Source organism: Halomonas sp. HK25 (assembly GCF_047795635.1).
Classification (GTDB): Bacteria; Pseudomonadota; Gammaproteobacteria; order Pseudomonadales; family Halomonadaceae; genus Halomonas.
On record NZ_CP181044.1, the window covers coordinates 1,104,967 to 1,116,670 of the forward strand.

Annotated in this window: 13 protein-coding genes; 5 read left to right on the forward strand and 8 right to left on the reverse strand. The window is 64.4% G+C overall.

Going from position 1 to position 11,704, the window contains the following annotated elements; translation table 11 throughout:
- Positions 1-183: 183 nt before the first annotated feature.
- Together ACM26W_RS05450 and ACM26W_RS05455 are read right to left on the reverse strand one after the other, a co-directional pair.
- A complete protein-coding gene (locus ACM26W_RS05450) occupies positions 184-507 on the reverse strand; it encodes a type II toxin-antitoxin system PemK/MazF family toxin (RefSeq protein ID WP_416139830.1) in 324 nt (107 codons plus the stop codon).
- Positions 504-743: an antitoxin MazE family protein gene (locus ACM26W_RS05455; RefSeq protein ID WP_416139831.1), complete on the reverse strand. Its 240-nt coding sequence runs from the start codon at positions 741-743 to the stop codon at positions 504-506. The genes ACM26W_RS05450 and ACM26W_RS05455 overlap by 4 nt, the downstream gene beginning before the upstream one ends.
- Positions 744-1,120: 377 nt before the next feature.
- Between ACM26W_RS05455 and ACM26W_RS05460 the strand changes: the two genes are divergently transcribed.
- The 4 genes from ACM26W_RS05460 to ACM26W_RS05475 all read left to right on the forward strand — a co-directional run bounded on the left by ACM26W_RS05460 (position 1,121) and on the right by ACM26W_RS05475 (position 3,186).
- Positions 1,121-1,324 carry a hypothetical protein gene (locus tag ACM26W_RS05460; protein WP_416139832.1) on the forward strand — a complete coding sequence of 68 codons (204 nt, stop codon included), beginning with the start codon at positions 1,121-1,123 and terminating at the stop codon, positions 1,322-1,324.
- A gap of 67 nt (positions 1,325-1,391) precedes the next feature.
- Positions 1,392-1,952 carry a cysteine hydrolase family protein gene (locus ACM26W_RS05465; protein ID WP_416139833.1) on the forward strand — a complete coding sequence of 187 codons (561 nt, stop codon included), beginning with the start codon at positions 1,392-1,394 and terminating at the stop codon, positions 1,950-1,952.
- A 284-nt stretch (positions 1,953-2,236) separates the two neighbouring features.
- The gene (locus ACM26W_RS05470; protein WP_416139834.1) at positions 2,237-2,695 is read left to right on the forward strand and encodes an SRPBCC family protein; all 459 of its coding nucleotides are present in this window, start codon (positions 2,237-2,239) and stop codon (positions 2,693-2,695) included.
- Positions 2,696-2,730: 35 nt separating this feature from the next.
- On the forward strand, positions 2,731-3,186 hold the full coding sequence (locus tag ACM26W_RS05475; protein ID WP_416139835.1) for a PAS domain-containing protein: 456 nt from the start codon (positions 2,731-2,733) through the stop codon (positions 3,184-3,186).
- A 196-nt stretch (positions 3,187-3,382) separates the two neighbouring features.
- On the opposite strand, the gene ACM26W_RS05480 is transcribed toward ACM26W_RS05475, so the two are convergent.
- The 6 genes from ACM26W_RS05480 to ACM26W_RS05505 form a co-directional block, all read right to left on the reverse strand.
- Positions 3,383-4,153, reverse strand: coding sequence for a MauE/DoxX family redox-associated membrane protein (locus tag ACM26W_RS05480; RefSeq protein WP_416139836.1), 771 nt, complete (start codon positions 4,151-4,153; stop codon positions 3,383-3,385).
- Between the two features lie 148 nt (positions 4,154-4,301).
- Positions 4,302-4,436, reverse strand: coding sequence for a hypothetical protein (locus ACM26W_RS05485; RefSeq protein ID WP_416139837.1), 135 nt, complete (start codon positions 4,434-4,436; stop codon positions 4,302-4,304).
- Between the two features lie 73 nt (positions 4,437-4,509).
- Positions 4,510-5,946: a c-type cytochrome gene (locus tag ACM26W_RS05490; protein WP_416139838.1), complete on the reverse strand. Its 1,437-nt coding sequence runs from the start codon at positions 5,944-5,946 to the stop codon at positions 4,510-4,512.
- Between the two features lie 16 nt (positions 5,947-5,962).
- Positions 5,963-7,102 (reverse strand): lipocalin-like domain-containing protein, encoded by a 1,140-nt coding sequence (locus tag ACM26W_RS05495; RefSeq protein WP_416139839.1) that lies wholly within the window; start codon positions 7,100-7,102, stop codon positions 5,963-5,965.
- 74 nt (positions 7,103-7,176) lie between these two features.
- A complete protein-coding gene (locus ACM26W_RS05500) occupies positions 7,177-8,907 on the reverse strand; it encodes an ExeM/NucH family extracellular endonuclease (RefSeq protein WP_416139840.1) in 1,731 nt (576 codons plus the stop codon).
- Between the two features lie 92 nt (positions 8,908-8,999).
- Positions 9,000-9,689 (reverse strand): pirin family protein, encoded by a 690-nt coding sequence (locus tag ACM26W_RS05505; RefSeq protein ID WP_416139841.1) that lies wholly within the window; start codon positions 9,687-9,689, stop codon positions 9,000-9,002.
- A gap of 350 nt (positions 9,690-10,039) precedes the next feature.
- Here ACM26W_RS05505 and ACM26W_RS05510 point away from each other — a divergent pair, with 350 nt between their 5' ends.
- A complete protein-coding gene (locus ACM26W_RS05510; RefSeq protein ID WP_416139842.1) occupies positions 10,040-11,686 on the forward strand; it encodes a thiamine pyrophosphate-dependent enzyme in 1,647 nt (548 codons plus the stop codon).
- The last annotated feature ends 18 nt before the right edge of the window (positions 11,687-11,704 follow it).

An 11,704-nucleotide genomic window follows, 5' to 3' on the forward strand; every position in this document is an offset into this window, starting at 1 on the left:
TACAGGACGTGTAGACACAACGTAGACGACTGTCCCAGCCTCACGCTAGAACCGCTGGCGATCCCGAAATAGTATGGCGGTGAAGGATGCCATGACGCCTCGCACGGTGAGCGAAACGGCACCCCAAGGCTGTGCCTTGGATAGGTCTTAGGGAGCTGTGGGGTATGCGATGGTGAGCCTCATTCACGCAAAGCCCAGGAACACTGCCAGCGCCCTGTTGACGGCGACCATGGCGCTGTCATCGAGGTGACCGAAGGACTCTCCCACTCTCTCTCGTTTCACCGTCATGGGTTTGTCCACCATGATCTGGGAGCGTCGCTGCAAGCCGTTCTCGGGAGTGGGCTCAACATCGAGCCGGATCAATGGGGCATCGACCAGGGTGCTGGAGAGCAGCAGCACCGTCACACTGCCTGTGCCTGCAAACTGGTCAGACTGGACGATGAGGGCGGGACGAGGCTTACCGAAGTCACCCGACTGGGCGATGGTGACGAGATCCCCACGCCTCATGCGTCACCCTCATCATCATCAAGGTCAAGATCCAGCAGCGCCCCGTCCATGAAGTCCTGCAGGTCGCGATCCCCGGCGTCGACCGCCGCCACGATAGCGCACTGACGGCGAGCCTCTTGGGCGAAGCCGGGCTGTCGGGTGTCCGGGACCCATATCTGGATCGGGCGTAGGCCAGCCGCACGCAAGGCGGCTCGGTGCTTCTTCACCCGGCTGTTGACGTTATTGGTTGCCACCATGGCAATTCCTCCGATTCGTGTCATGTAACAAGGTAGCGCGCCTTTTCGTTACATGCAACATGTGACCTATCCAGAAAACGATGGCGACTGGATCGGCGTTCTCGGCCGGACCGGCGTTGCCTTCGCGCTGCAGGCCGCTCAGCATGTCGCCGGTGGTGCGCTGGCCGCTCAGCTCGACACGAACAGAGCCGTTGCAGGAGGGCATACAGGTGGATGGGCTTTCACCCATGGCGAGTGGTCCTCTTGAATCGTGTTCTGGCAGGAACAGTTTGATTCTACGAGAGAAAACCACTCGCCATCTTCGTTTTAGGCCGGCGTCATGAATAAGCCGGGATAAGGCCCAGCATGCCCTGAACACCGATGCCGGCATCAACGCGATGTTCGCGCTGAAGGCGGCCCGGGATGCCCTCAATCTGGGGGGCGACTCGCCGGGGTTGCGCCTCATCCTCACTGGCTCGAGCCGGGATAAGCTGGCGATGCTGGTATTGAGTCGTGACCAGCCGTTCTTCGGCTCCAGCGTGACGCCATTCCCGCTGCTCGGGGAGTGGCTGCTGGAAATCGGCAATAATCGGGCGGAATGATCGGGGTGGTAGGTGAGGGTCCAAGCCTGCCATGATGCTGGCTTCAACCTCCAAGGAGAAGAGCATCATGCGCAATACCGCCCTGGTCATCGTGGATCTGCAGAACGACTACTTTCCGGCCGGCAAGTGGCCGCTGGTGGGCATCGAACAAGCCGCCGAGAACGCGGCCAGCGTGCTCGGGCACTGCCGCGAGGAGGCGCTCCCCGTGGTGCACGTGCGTCACGAGTTCCCTTCGGATGAGGCGCCGTTCTTCGTTCCCGGCAGTGAAGGGGCGAGCATCCACCCCTCGATGGCGCCTAACGAATCGGCCAACGAAACCGTGATCCTCAAGAACAACGTCAATGCCTTCCTGGGCACCTCGCTGCACGAGCATCTGCAGGAGCAGGGCGTCGAGCGCCTCGTGATTACCGGCGCCATGAGCCACATGTGCATCGATGCCGCGACCCGAGCCGCGTCGGATCTAGGCTATGCGGTCACGGTGCTGCAGGACGCTTGCGCGACCCATGATCAGGAGTTCAATGGAGAGACAGTGCCGGCTTCCCAGGTGCACGCGGCCTTCATGGCGGGCCTCGCCTTCGCCTATGCGGAGGTCATCGACACCGCTGCGTGGTTGAAGCAGCAGGGATAAGGGAAATGGAGTGACTCACTCAGGGGCGGTGACCATATCCGGCACAGCCGGATATGGTCACCGGATTGCCGTCGCAATCGATGAAGCCGATGGCATAAGGTTGTGCTCGTAATGGCAACTTTATCAAGTATCATTCGGGTTTCGTCCGGGTCTATTCCCGGTTCCGGAATGCTGCTACCGTCAAAGTCAGGAGGGTGGGCAGAGAGGCTCGAAAACTTTTTTTACACATATGCCCGTAGCGTTTCGAACTCCCGCAAACCGTCTCCATGGGAAGCGCTCGAACAATGGTAAAGTCCCAATCCAGTACTCTTATTCGGTGCCCACTGCCTGATGTTTATGGTTTTGTGGTGACCGACTTCGTCCGCAACTATCCTCGATGGTCCCCCGAGGTTAAGCAGCTTAGACCCTTGAGCAGCGGGCCGCTGACAATAGGCTGGACGGCCCGCCAGGTGAGGGTTGATCAAGGGCGTCGTAGCGAAGCAGACTTTAGGGTCATCGCACTCGAACCCGAGCGCCGCGTGTGCTTCAAGGGCATCAAGGATCCGTTCGTGATCACTTACTTCTTCGAACCGAGGCAGGAGCATACGCAGCTGACCTTCAGCTTCGAGCTGGCGCGTCTGACTTTTGCCATGCGGCCGTTCGAGAAGCTCATTCGCTTTGCGGTTCAGGACGGCACGGAACGCGTCGTGCGCGATCTGAAGGCCCTGGCTGAAAGGGAACTCGGCCAGAAAAAGACAGACTAATTCCACTACCGAGCGCACCCTCCGCTGGAGACACCATGCTGTTTACCGCCGATAAAGACACCGGAATCATCCCGCACGTCCTGACTCAGATCCTGGATACCTGCGTGAATGGCGTGACCCTCTCCGACCCGGATATGCCGGACTCCCCGATTGTCTATGCCAACTCCGTCTTCGAGCGGCTGACGGGCTACAGCCAGGAGGAAATCCTGGGTCGAAATTGCCGCTTCCTCCAGGGTGATGATCGCGACCAGCCTGCGCTCGATGAGATCCGTGCCGCACTCAAGGCGCATGTTCCCGTCGAAGTGACACTGCGCAACTATCGCAAGGATGGCACGCTGTTTCACAACCGGCTATCGATTCAGCCGCTGCGTGATGCCTCGGGTCGCTTGATCTATTATCTCGGCGTGCAATATGACATCAGTGAACTTGTCGACGCCAGGGCCGAGGTCGACCGCCTTGAAAACCTTCTGAAAGCCGCTCCAGAAGACTGAACGTCACACGCGCGAGTATCCCTCTGGCGCGTAACGTCCACGGTTTGAGCAGACCTCGACCCTTGAACTCGGGCAACAAGCGAAGCAACCGCGGTGCCCTGAGTGCCCGAGCGTTCCCGAAGAGAAGAACCGAGCCGGGGTCTGCTTCCCGAGACCCCACTCCAGCGCTTCCGGTTCCCTCGGTACTGGCCTGGGCTCACGACAACAGGTACAGGCGCAACGGCATCCAGATACCCATGCCGATCATGATCAGGTTCTCTGTCAGCGACACGAAACCCAGCGGCACCTGGCTGTCGCCACCTACGCAGGCGCACTTGAGCTCACGCTTGTCGATATAGACCGCCTTGAATACCGATACCGCCCCCACCGTGCCGATGAACAGCGCCAACGGTGCGGCCAACCATACAAGGGCGCCCGCCAACATCAGGATGCCCGCCAGCGTCTCGGCGTAAGGGTAGAGGTATCCATAGCGCACATGGCGCTGGGCCAGCAGGTCGTAGTTGAGAAACATGGTGCTGAAGCGCTCAACGTCCTTGAGCTTTTGCAGCCCCAGCAGGACCATCGCGATAGCCACGAAATACTCCGGCATCCTGGCGCTCAGCAGGGTGCCGGTAGCGGTCCAGCTGACGGCGAGCCCCAGCAGGAAGGCTGTGATAAACAGGGCGATTACCGGTTGATAGGTGGTCTCGTCGTCGTTCGGTGAGTCCAGGCCGAGATGCACCCGCAGCTCGTCGTAGCCGCCTATTAGCTGGCCGTCGATGAATGTCTGGGGCGTGGTATCCACCCCGTGCTTAGCCTTGAAGGCATCTGTCTCTTCCCGCGTGGTCAGGTGATGATCATCGACATCAAACCCCTTGCGCTCCAGTAGATCCTTGCTTTTCAGGCCAACGGGGCATAAGTGCTCCTTCATGACCATGCGGTAAAGCTGGGCTTTCTTGGCGCTTTCAGCGCCGGCTTCCTGGCTCATGCCCTTCCTCCACTTTTGCTGTGCATACCTGGGAAAGGTAGTCGTTGACGCATCCGACTGCCTCCCGACAGGGTGGGGCCCATAGGGGCAGGAACCAGAGGAAACCCGGGACGCGCTCTGGTTGTTTACCGACTTCTCGTCTGGGCCATCATGGCGACATCAACCTGGCCGCGCTGATCAGCGCGGCCAGGTTGGGGTGCTCCGGGGGCGGCAGCTCGGCCGGGATCGGGCCGTAGTGGTAGACCCAGGGGCGGTCTTCGGCAGCGTCCTGTGGTGACTCCATGGCGCTCCTCACTGGGGCTGAGTTGTCTTCTTGGTTATAGCTTCCCTTGTATCGACAGATTGCGGCTATTGCATCAAAGCGATTTAAGATATTCGAGCACCGTGCGGCGCTCCTGCTCGCTCAGGGCGTCACCGAAGTCATGGCCGCCGTTGTCGTAGCCAGGCAGCGTTGTGTCGTAGATATGGACCCGCTCGGCCGGGTCGTCGGCGGCATCCTTGCCGGCCTCCAGCACCTCGTGGCGCCAGCCCATCGCCTCCGCGTTGTAATCCCGCGTCTCGACATGGCGCCAGTAGCGGGGGCGCAGTCGGCTGTCGAGTAGCGCCGCGAGGTTCGGCACCGAGCCGTTGTGCAGATAGGGCGCCACCGCCCAGATCCCGTCCAGCGGCGGGGCGATATATCCCGCCGCCGGCGCCGCCCGCACGGTGCCTCCATGCGGCGAGCGCTCCACCCATTCGTAGAAACGGTCAAGGCTGCCGTCGGTCATCGTTGCGGCATAGAGCGGGTCGGTCCCGATCTGCTCGAGCGGGATGACCCGATTGGGATAGCTGGAGGATTCGCCATAGGTGCCGTGGCAGCTCGCGCAATTCGCCTCGAACACAGCCCGGCCCTCTTCGGCGAGCGCCGCGTCGATCTCGCCCGGGAAGGGGGGTGGCGCGAGACTTTCGAGATAGGCGCGCATGTCCGCAGCGTAGGTGTCGATCTCACGCAGTTCCTCCTGCGTGTCGGCGCACAGGAGTGACGCGAACAGCATGTAGCGCGAATGGTCGCCCCGGCCTATTGTCGTGTAGAACATGGCGTTCTTCTTGCCCATCCACCACCAGGGCGGGGTGCGAAGCGGTACCGGACTTTCGGGGGGCGGCTCGAGCCGCGGGGTGGCTGACCAGGTCATCGTGCGCGGATCGCGGTGCGCCATCAGCGCCCAGCTGAGGTTGGTGGCCGGATTCATGCCGATGGTGCCGGTCCGGATGTAGGGCGCGATGCCCTCGATCCGGTCGGCCCAGTGCTGCCAGGCGGCGGTCTGTGCCGGGCCGCGCACGTAGCGGCCTACCTGGTTGACCATGCTGCGCGCATCGACAGTGAAATCGGCGAAGGTATCGCCCAGTCCGACCACCACCTCATCCCCGATCCGTGTCGCATGACAGGTCAGGCAGTTGTTCGAGACGATCTCGACGCCGTCGGCATTGACGTGGGCGGTAAGGAAATAGGGCAGCTCGGCATTGGGGTCTTCACGACCGGGCAGCAGGTCGGCCGGATCGGTTTCCGGCGCCAGACGGCGCCATGCCTCGCGCGGCATGCCGCAGCTGACATAGGGTTCGTTGACCAGCGTATGGTAGCCCGCCGCCGGATCGCCCGGGCGCTGCTCAGTCGCCGGAACCTCTCCGGTGGGCGAGCGGTACCGCTCCGGATCCGCACCGGATGAGGAAGGTAGAAATCCGCCCAGCCAGGCAATCGCCAGCCCCGCGACAGCCAGGGTGACGACGGTGCCACCGATCAGGATCTGCTGCTTCATTGCGCTCTCCCTGTCATCAGTTTCCGTATCCCGTCAGCTGCAAGGTTCCCACCCCGGAGACCGGTCGATCGCCATGTTGTCCTTGTGCTCGTACTAGACCCGACCAGACACTGACCATGAAGGCATGCTCCTGCGCATCCACGACCGGCGTTATGACGAGTTGCAGATCTCCAAGCCGCAGCCGCCAGTCCACGGGCCAGGCGGCCTGCGCTCCCTGCCAGTGGCGCGCCAGTTCCAGCTGCGCTGCGTCGTCGTCGAAGGCGACGACGGTGCCTTGTGCATCGATCAGGAGCGCCTCCACCGTCGGCGTGCCCGCCCCGTCGAGGCGGCGGGACCGGACGACCGAAAGCTCCGACCCGTCGTCGAGCTGAACTTGCAGCCGGTCCGATGCCACGGGCGAGCCGCCGGGGATCGGTAGCTCGCCCCACAGATGCTCGAACCATGCGGTACCGGAAACCGACCGCTGGCCCGTCTGTGTCTCCAAGGTGCCTTCGGCGCGTAGCCGGCTGAAGGCGTAGCCGCGGAAGGGCACCGCGTCGGCGTCCAACCGAAGAGGCTCCTTTTCGGGCGTCAGGTTCAGCTCGACCCGGATATCGCCCGGACCCGTGTTCAGGTTCCACTGGCCCGGATCCGCTCGGGCCGGAAAGTTGAGCGACCAGTTGTCGAGGCGAAGCTCTCCGAGATTCATATCATATCCGGCAAGACCCGCCATACCGCGACCGAACCGCTCCTGCGCGACGCTGGCCGCGTCAGCCGCCTCGACCAGCACGGCATGGCCGCGGTAGAGTTCCCGCGTCTCCCAGGGCGAGGTCGGTGGTGGCGCATCGGGACCGGCAAGACCAATGCGAAAAAGCAGAAATTGGACGCCGACGGGCTGGCCATCGTCATCCGTAAGGTGCACCGAGACCTGCCATAGCTCCGTGCGGGCTTCGGAGTGCGCACCATGATCCGCCGGAAGCTCCAATTCCCACGGACCCGCCAGCCGGTCGAATTCTTCTGCCGCGATGTCCGCTGCAGCCGAAATCCAGTCGGATCCCTGCAATGGCGCAGACGGGGTCGGCCCGGAACTCTGTGGTGCAGCGAGGAAGTACGATAGGGCAGCTGCGCAAATCGCTGTCACCACTGCGACAACGCCCCAGCTGCGGCGTGTCATCATCTTCGGTCACTCCCCAGGCGATGCATCGAGATTACCGCATTCCCGCTTGTTCCAGAATTTTTCAAGGCTATCTGCTAAGGCCACTCCAGATCCACCGCGATCGGGTCATGATCCGAGGAGCGGAAGGGGTCGGGGCGGACATGGGGCGCCGCACTGTCCGGCCCGTCGTAGCCGAGGAACGGCGGCTCGTCGGCGTTGATGGGCCACGGCCGGACCTCGGCGGCTGCCGCGGCCAGTTCGGGGCTGGCCAGGGCATGATCCAGATAGCCGGACTCCCCGCGGAACACATAGCTGTAGCGGCGCTCGGGCGGAAGCTCCCGGGCCAGCAGATCGATCAGGCCCGCGTCGGCCAGGGTGCGGATCGGGTCCTCGGCCCCGTAGGCGTTGAGGTCGCCGATCAGCAGCAGGCGCTCATGCCCCTCGGCGGCAGCGAGGCGCTCCAGGAAGGCGCTCATGGCCTGGGCCTGCGCCACGCGGCGCTCGTTCCAGCAGCCCTGGCCGCGGTCGATATCGCCCCGGGAGGGGCAGCCGGTCTTGGACTTGAAGTGGGCGGTCACCACGCCGAAGGCGGGGCCACCCTCCAGGCGGCGGAAGAAGGCCGCCAGCGGCGGGCGGTGGTGGACGGGGTCGCTATCGGCATAGCGTTCGCTCATGGCCTCCACCCGGTCCGGCCGGTAGAGCAGGGCGACCTTGATGGCATCAGAGCCGCGGTCGGTGCCTCCGCCGACGGCGCGATAGCGGACCCCGGTCCGCTCGCTCAGCTGCTCGACCAGGTCGGCCAGGGCGCGCGGGTCATTCTCGACTTCCACCAGGGCCAGGATGTCAGCCTGCAGGCCCTCTGCCGCCGCGGCAAGCTTTGCCCGCTGGCGTTCCAGTTCTTCGGCATTCGCCGCGCCGCGCTGGCCGAGGGTGGTGAAGTAGTTCTCGACGTTGAAGGTGACCACGCGCAGCCGCTCTCCCGGCGCCGGCAGCGGCCCCGGGCGCGGGTTGGCGTCCGCGACGTGCGGCTCACGGGTCGGGTGCAGGCGGTAGGCGTCGAAGGCGCGGGTGAGCACCCCGGTCAGCCCCTCGATGCGGCTGCCCACGCGGCTGCTGCCATCTTCATCCAGATAGGGAATGGGGCTCGGAAAGGTGCGGTAGCTGCCGTCGTCCAGCATGAGCACAGAGCGTTCCTGAGTTGCGTCTGGCGCATTGGTGGGCCGGAACAGGCGCTCGGCGGCCAACCTCAGGGTGCCGTAGCGGGCGAGCTCGTAGTTGCCGGTGACGGTCATTGGCTGCGGAAACGTCAGCAGCAGATCCTCAAGGCGTGGTAGCTCCTCCTCGTCGAGGGGCCACGCCACCGCCTTTGGCTCGGGCAGCTGGTCGCTGGCACAGGGTTCGATCCACTCGACCCGCTGCAGCTGAATCCGGCCATGGAACTCGCCGGTCCTGGCGTGGAGCTGGAGGTGCCGGCCGGGAGTGATCAGCTCGGTGTCATCTTGTGTCGGCGTGGGCATATAGACGAACACACCGACGGGGCCTTGCTCGGTCGCCTGCTGCAGATAGAAACCGTTAAGGCGTTCGCGGCCGAGGAACGCCGCGGTTACCACGCCGTCGGCGACCACCTCGCGGCCTTCGGGCAGGGCCGAATGCTCACCGATGCCCTTGATGGCTGCCAGGTCGGTGCTGGAAGGACTGGGGCAGCTGGCCGCCGCCGGCGCGGCCGTCAGCAACAGGGCCAGCAGCAGTGCCAGCAGCCAGGCGCAGCTGGCCACGGCATGGCGCCGGTGCCTGCGGTAGGGTCGGGGCTTGGCGGCGTCGGTCATGGCGGCCTCCATGGCGAATGCTGACGGTCCCAGGGCTTGCTTGCCAATGATGCAACCGACGATTCCAGAATAGCCAGGCTCCCCGTTACCGTTCAGGCCAGGTCGAAGAGCAGGATTTCCGAGGCCTTCACACCCACTGCCTCGATGGGCTCCCCCGGCTGAAAGGCGGCGGCATCGCCGGCCGACAGTCGCTGCCTGTTGATCTCCACTTCGCCTCGCACCACGTGCAGCCAGGCATGGCGCACCGCGGGCGTCGGCGCCCGTTCGCCGGCATCGAACAGCCCGGCGTAGAGGTTGACGTCCTGATTGATGCTCACCGAGCCGTCGCGTCCCTGCCGGGAGGCCACCAGCCGCCACTGCCCCTGGCGCTGCTCGACGGGAAAGGCCTTCTGCTCGTAGCCCGGGGCAATGCCGCGCCGGCTCGGCTCGATCCAGATCTGCAGGAAGTGCAGCTCACGGTCCGGGGCATTGTTGAACTCGCTGTGCATCACGCCGGTGCCGGCCGACATGCGCTGTACATCGCCAGGACGCATGACCGCGCCGTTGCCCATGCTGTCCTTGTGAGCCATCTCGCCGGCCAGCACGTAGGAGAGGATTTCCATGTCCCGGTGGGAGTGGGCACCGAATCCCTGGCCGCCCTGAACGCGATCTTCATTGATCACGCGCAGCTTGCGAAAGCCCATGTGGTTGGGGTCGAAGTAGTCGGCAAACGAAAAGGTGTGGCGAGACTTCAGCCAGCCGTGATCGGCGTAGCCACGCTCGTTGGAATGACGAATGATCATCGGGATGTTCCTCCATAGGCTGTCGGCAAGGGGGCTTCAGCCTACCCTTGCCGGCATGGATGAGTTGGCGTGTGTCAGGAGAGCGGGGCAAGCTCAGGCGTTGCGTCGGAGATCTTCACTCTACGCGCCAGGGGGCGATTCAGCGAGGCGCTGCCGGCGCTGGGGGAAAGGGGCAGGTTGAAGTGCGAATGGTTGGAGGCACTGGAGTGATCGTATCGGTTACTTCGCCGATTATTCTGCCCGGCCACCATGCCCTTGGCGTATCACTCAAGTGATATAAAGCATTATCCACGCTCCAGGGCCGGTTCTAGCATGGGACCAGACTTACCTCTGGAACCCAGGAGCAAGACATGAACACTAAGCATGCCGGCCAGGCCATCGTCGACTCCCTGGCCCTGCACGGCGTGAAGCGCGTCTTCGTGGTGCCCGGCGAGAGCTATCTCGCCGTGCTGGATGGCCTGCACGGCTCGAGCATCGACACCGTGGTCTGTCGGCACGAGGGCGGTGCGGCCTATATGGCCGAGGCCCACGGCAAGTTGACCGGCCAGCCGGGCGTGGCCATGGTCACGCGCGGCCCGGGTGCCGCCAACGCCTTCGTGGCCTTGCACACGGCCTGGCAGGATGCGGTGCCCATGGTGCTGTTCGTAGGGTTGATTCCAGTGGCCGATCGCATGCGTGAGGCCTTCCAGGAGTTCGACCCCCACGCCTGGTTTGGTACCCAGTGCAAGCGGGTGTTCGTGCTCGACGAAGCGGAGCGCGCCTCCGAGGTGGTGGCGGAGGCCTTCTTTGCCGCCAGTTCCGGTCGCCCTGGCCCCGTGGTGATCGGCCTTCCGGAAGACGTGATTACCCATGCGGTTCCCGGTGAGTTGCATCCGGTGCTGCCGGTCGCTGAAGGCGGGGTATCCCCCCGAGAGCTGAACGAGCTCAAGGCGGCTTTGCTGGTGGCGAGCCGCCCGCTGCTCTATATCGGTGGGCAACGCTGGACACCGGAGGCCGCCGCGGCCGTGACCCGCTTCGCCGAGCACAACGGCATTCCGGTGGTGCAGGACTGGCGCGCCACCGACCGTGTGCCCTTCGACTCGCCGGTCAACTGCGGTTCCCTGGGCTATGGGCGCACCGAGGCGACGCTTGCCATGTTCGAGCAGGCCGATGTGCTCGTCGCCGTAGGGGCGCTGCCCACGGATGTGCCCACCGAGGGTTTCACCGCCCGCCAGGGGCATGGGCGCACCAACATCCTGGTCAATATCGACACCGGCCTGCGCGGTCGCAGCGGGGCGGTGACCCGCCAACTCATCGCCACGCCGGTGGCCTTCGCCGAAGCGGTCGCAGACCTCGATCTGGGTCGCGCTGCGGCCTGGCGCGACTGGTGCGCCGAAGGGCGGGCCGCCCAAGTGGCCTTCTCGACGCTGCCTGCCCTGGAGCAGCTGCCTCTGACTCGCCCGGGAACAGCCCATATGAGCGCGGTGGTGGGTGAGCTGGTCAAGCGTCTACCTACCGACGCCGTCTATAGCTTCGGCGCTGGCAACCACTGCGCCTGGGCGCAGCGCTTCTTGCCGACCCGCACCTTCCCCAGCCAGCTCAGCACCCGCAACGGTTCCATGGGCTACAGCGTGCCCGCCGCCGTGGCGGCCTCGCTAGAGAGCCGCGAGCGGCTCTGTGTAGTGGTGGCCGGCGACGGCGAGTTCATGATGAATGGCCAGGAGATTGCGACAGCCGTGCAGCACGGCGCCGCCATGCTGATGCTGGTGATGGATAACGGCCAGTACGGCACCATCCGCTCCCACCAGGAGATGCATTTCCCCGAGCGGGTCAGCGGCACTCAGCTGGCCAATCCGGACTTCGCCGGCCTGTGCCGTGCCTACGGCGGCCACGGCGAGACGGTGCTGGACAACGACGAGGCGGCCGGTGCCGTGGAGCGTGCACTGCGTGCTGTGATCGAGCTGCGTCGGCCGGCCTTGATCCACGTGGTGACTGACCCTCAGCATGATCTGCCCTGATCACGCCTGTATCGACCC

Coding starts and splice junctions, on each gene's coding strand:
- ACM26W_RS05490 (WP_416139838.1), bottom strand. CDS start 5,946: ATGAAGCAGCAGATCCTGATCGGTGGCACCGTCGTCACCCTGGCTGTC.
- ACM26W_RS05460 (WP_416139832.1), top strand. CDS start 1,121: ATGTTCGCGCTGAAGGCGGCCCGGGATGCCCTCAATCTGGGGGGCGAC.
- ACM26W_RS05495 (WP_416139839.1), bottom strand. CDS start 7,102: ATGATGACACGCCGCAGCTGGGGCGTTGTCGCAGTGGTGACAGCGATT.
- ACM26W_RS05475 (WP_416139835.1), top strand. CDS start 2,731: ATGCTGTTTACCGCCGATAAAGACACCGGAATCATCCCGCACGTCCTG.
- ACM26W_RS05505 (WP_416139841.1), bottom strand. CDS start 9,689: ATGATCATTCGTCATTCCAACGAGCGTGGCTACGCCGATCACGGCTGG.
- ACM26W_RS05470 (WP_416139834.1), top strand. CDS start 2,237: ATGGTAAAGTCCCAATCCAGTACTCTTATTCGGTGCCCACTGCCTGAT.
- ACM26W_RS05480 (WP_416139836.1), bottom strand. CDS start 4,153: ATGAGCCAGGAAGCCGGCGCTGAAAGCGCCAAGAAAGCCCAGCTTTAC.
- ACM26W_RS05500 (WP_416139840.1), bottom strand. CDS start 8,907: ATGACCGACGCCGCCAAGCCCCGACCCTACCGCAGGCACCGGCGCCAT.
- ACM26W_RS05485 (WP_416139837.1), bottom strand. CDS start 4,436: ATGGAGTCACCACAGGACGCTGCCGAAGACCGCCCCTGGGTCTACCAC.
- ACM26W_RS05450 (WP_416139830.1), bottom strand. CDS start 507: ATGAGGCGTGGGGATCTCGTCACCATCGCCCAGTCGGGTGACTTCGGT.
- ACM26W_RS05465 (WP_416139833.1), top strand. CDS start 1,392: ATGCGCAATACCGCCCTGGTCATCGTGGATCTGCAGAACGACTACTTT.
- ACM26W_RS05455 (WP_416139831.1), bottom strand. CDS start 743: ATGGTGGCAACCAATAACGTCAACAGCCGGGTGAAGAAGCACCGAGCC.
- ACM26W_RS05510 (WP_416139842.1), top strand. CDS start 10,040: ATGAACACTAAGCATGCCGGCCAGGCCATCGTCGACTCCCTGGCCCTG.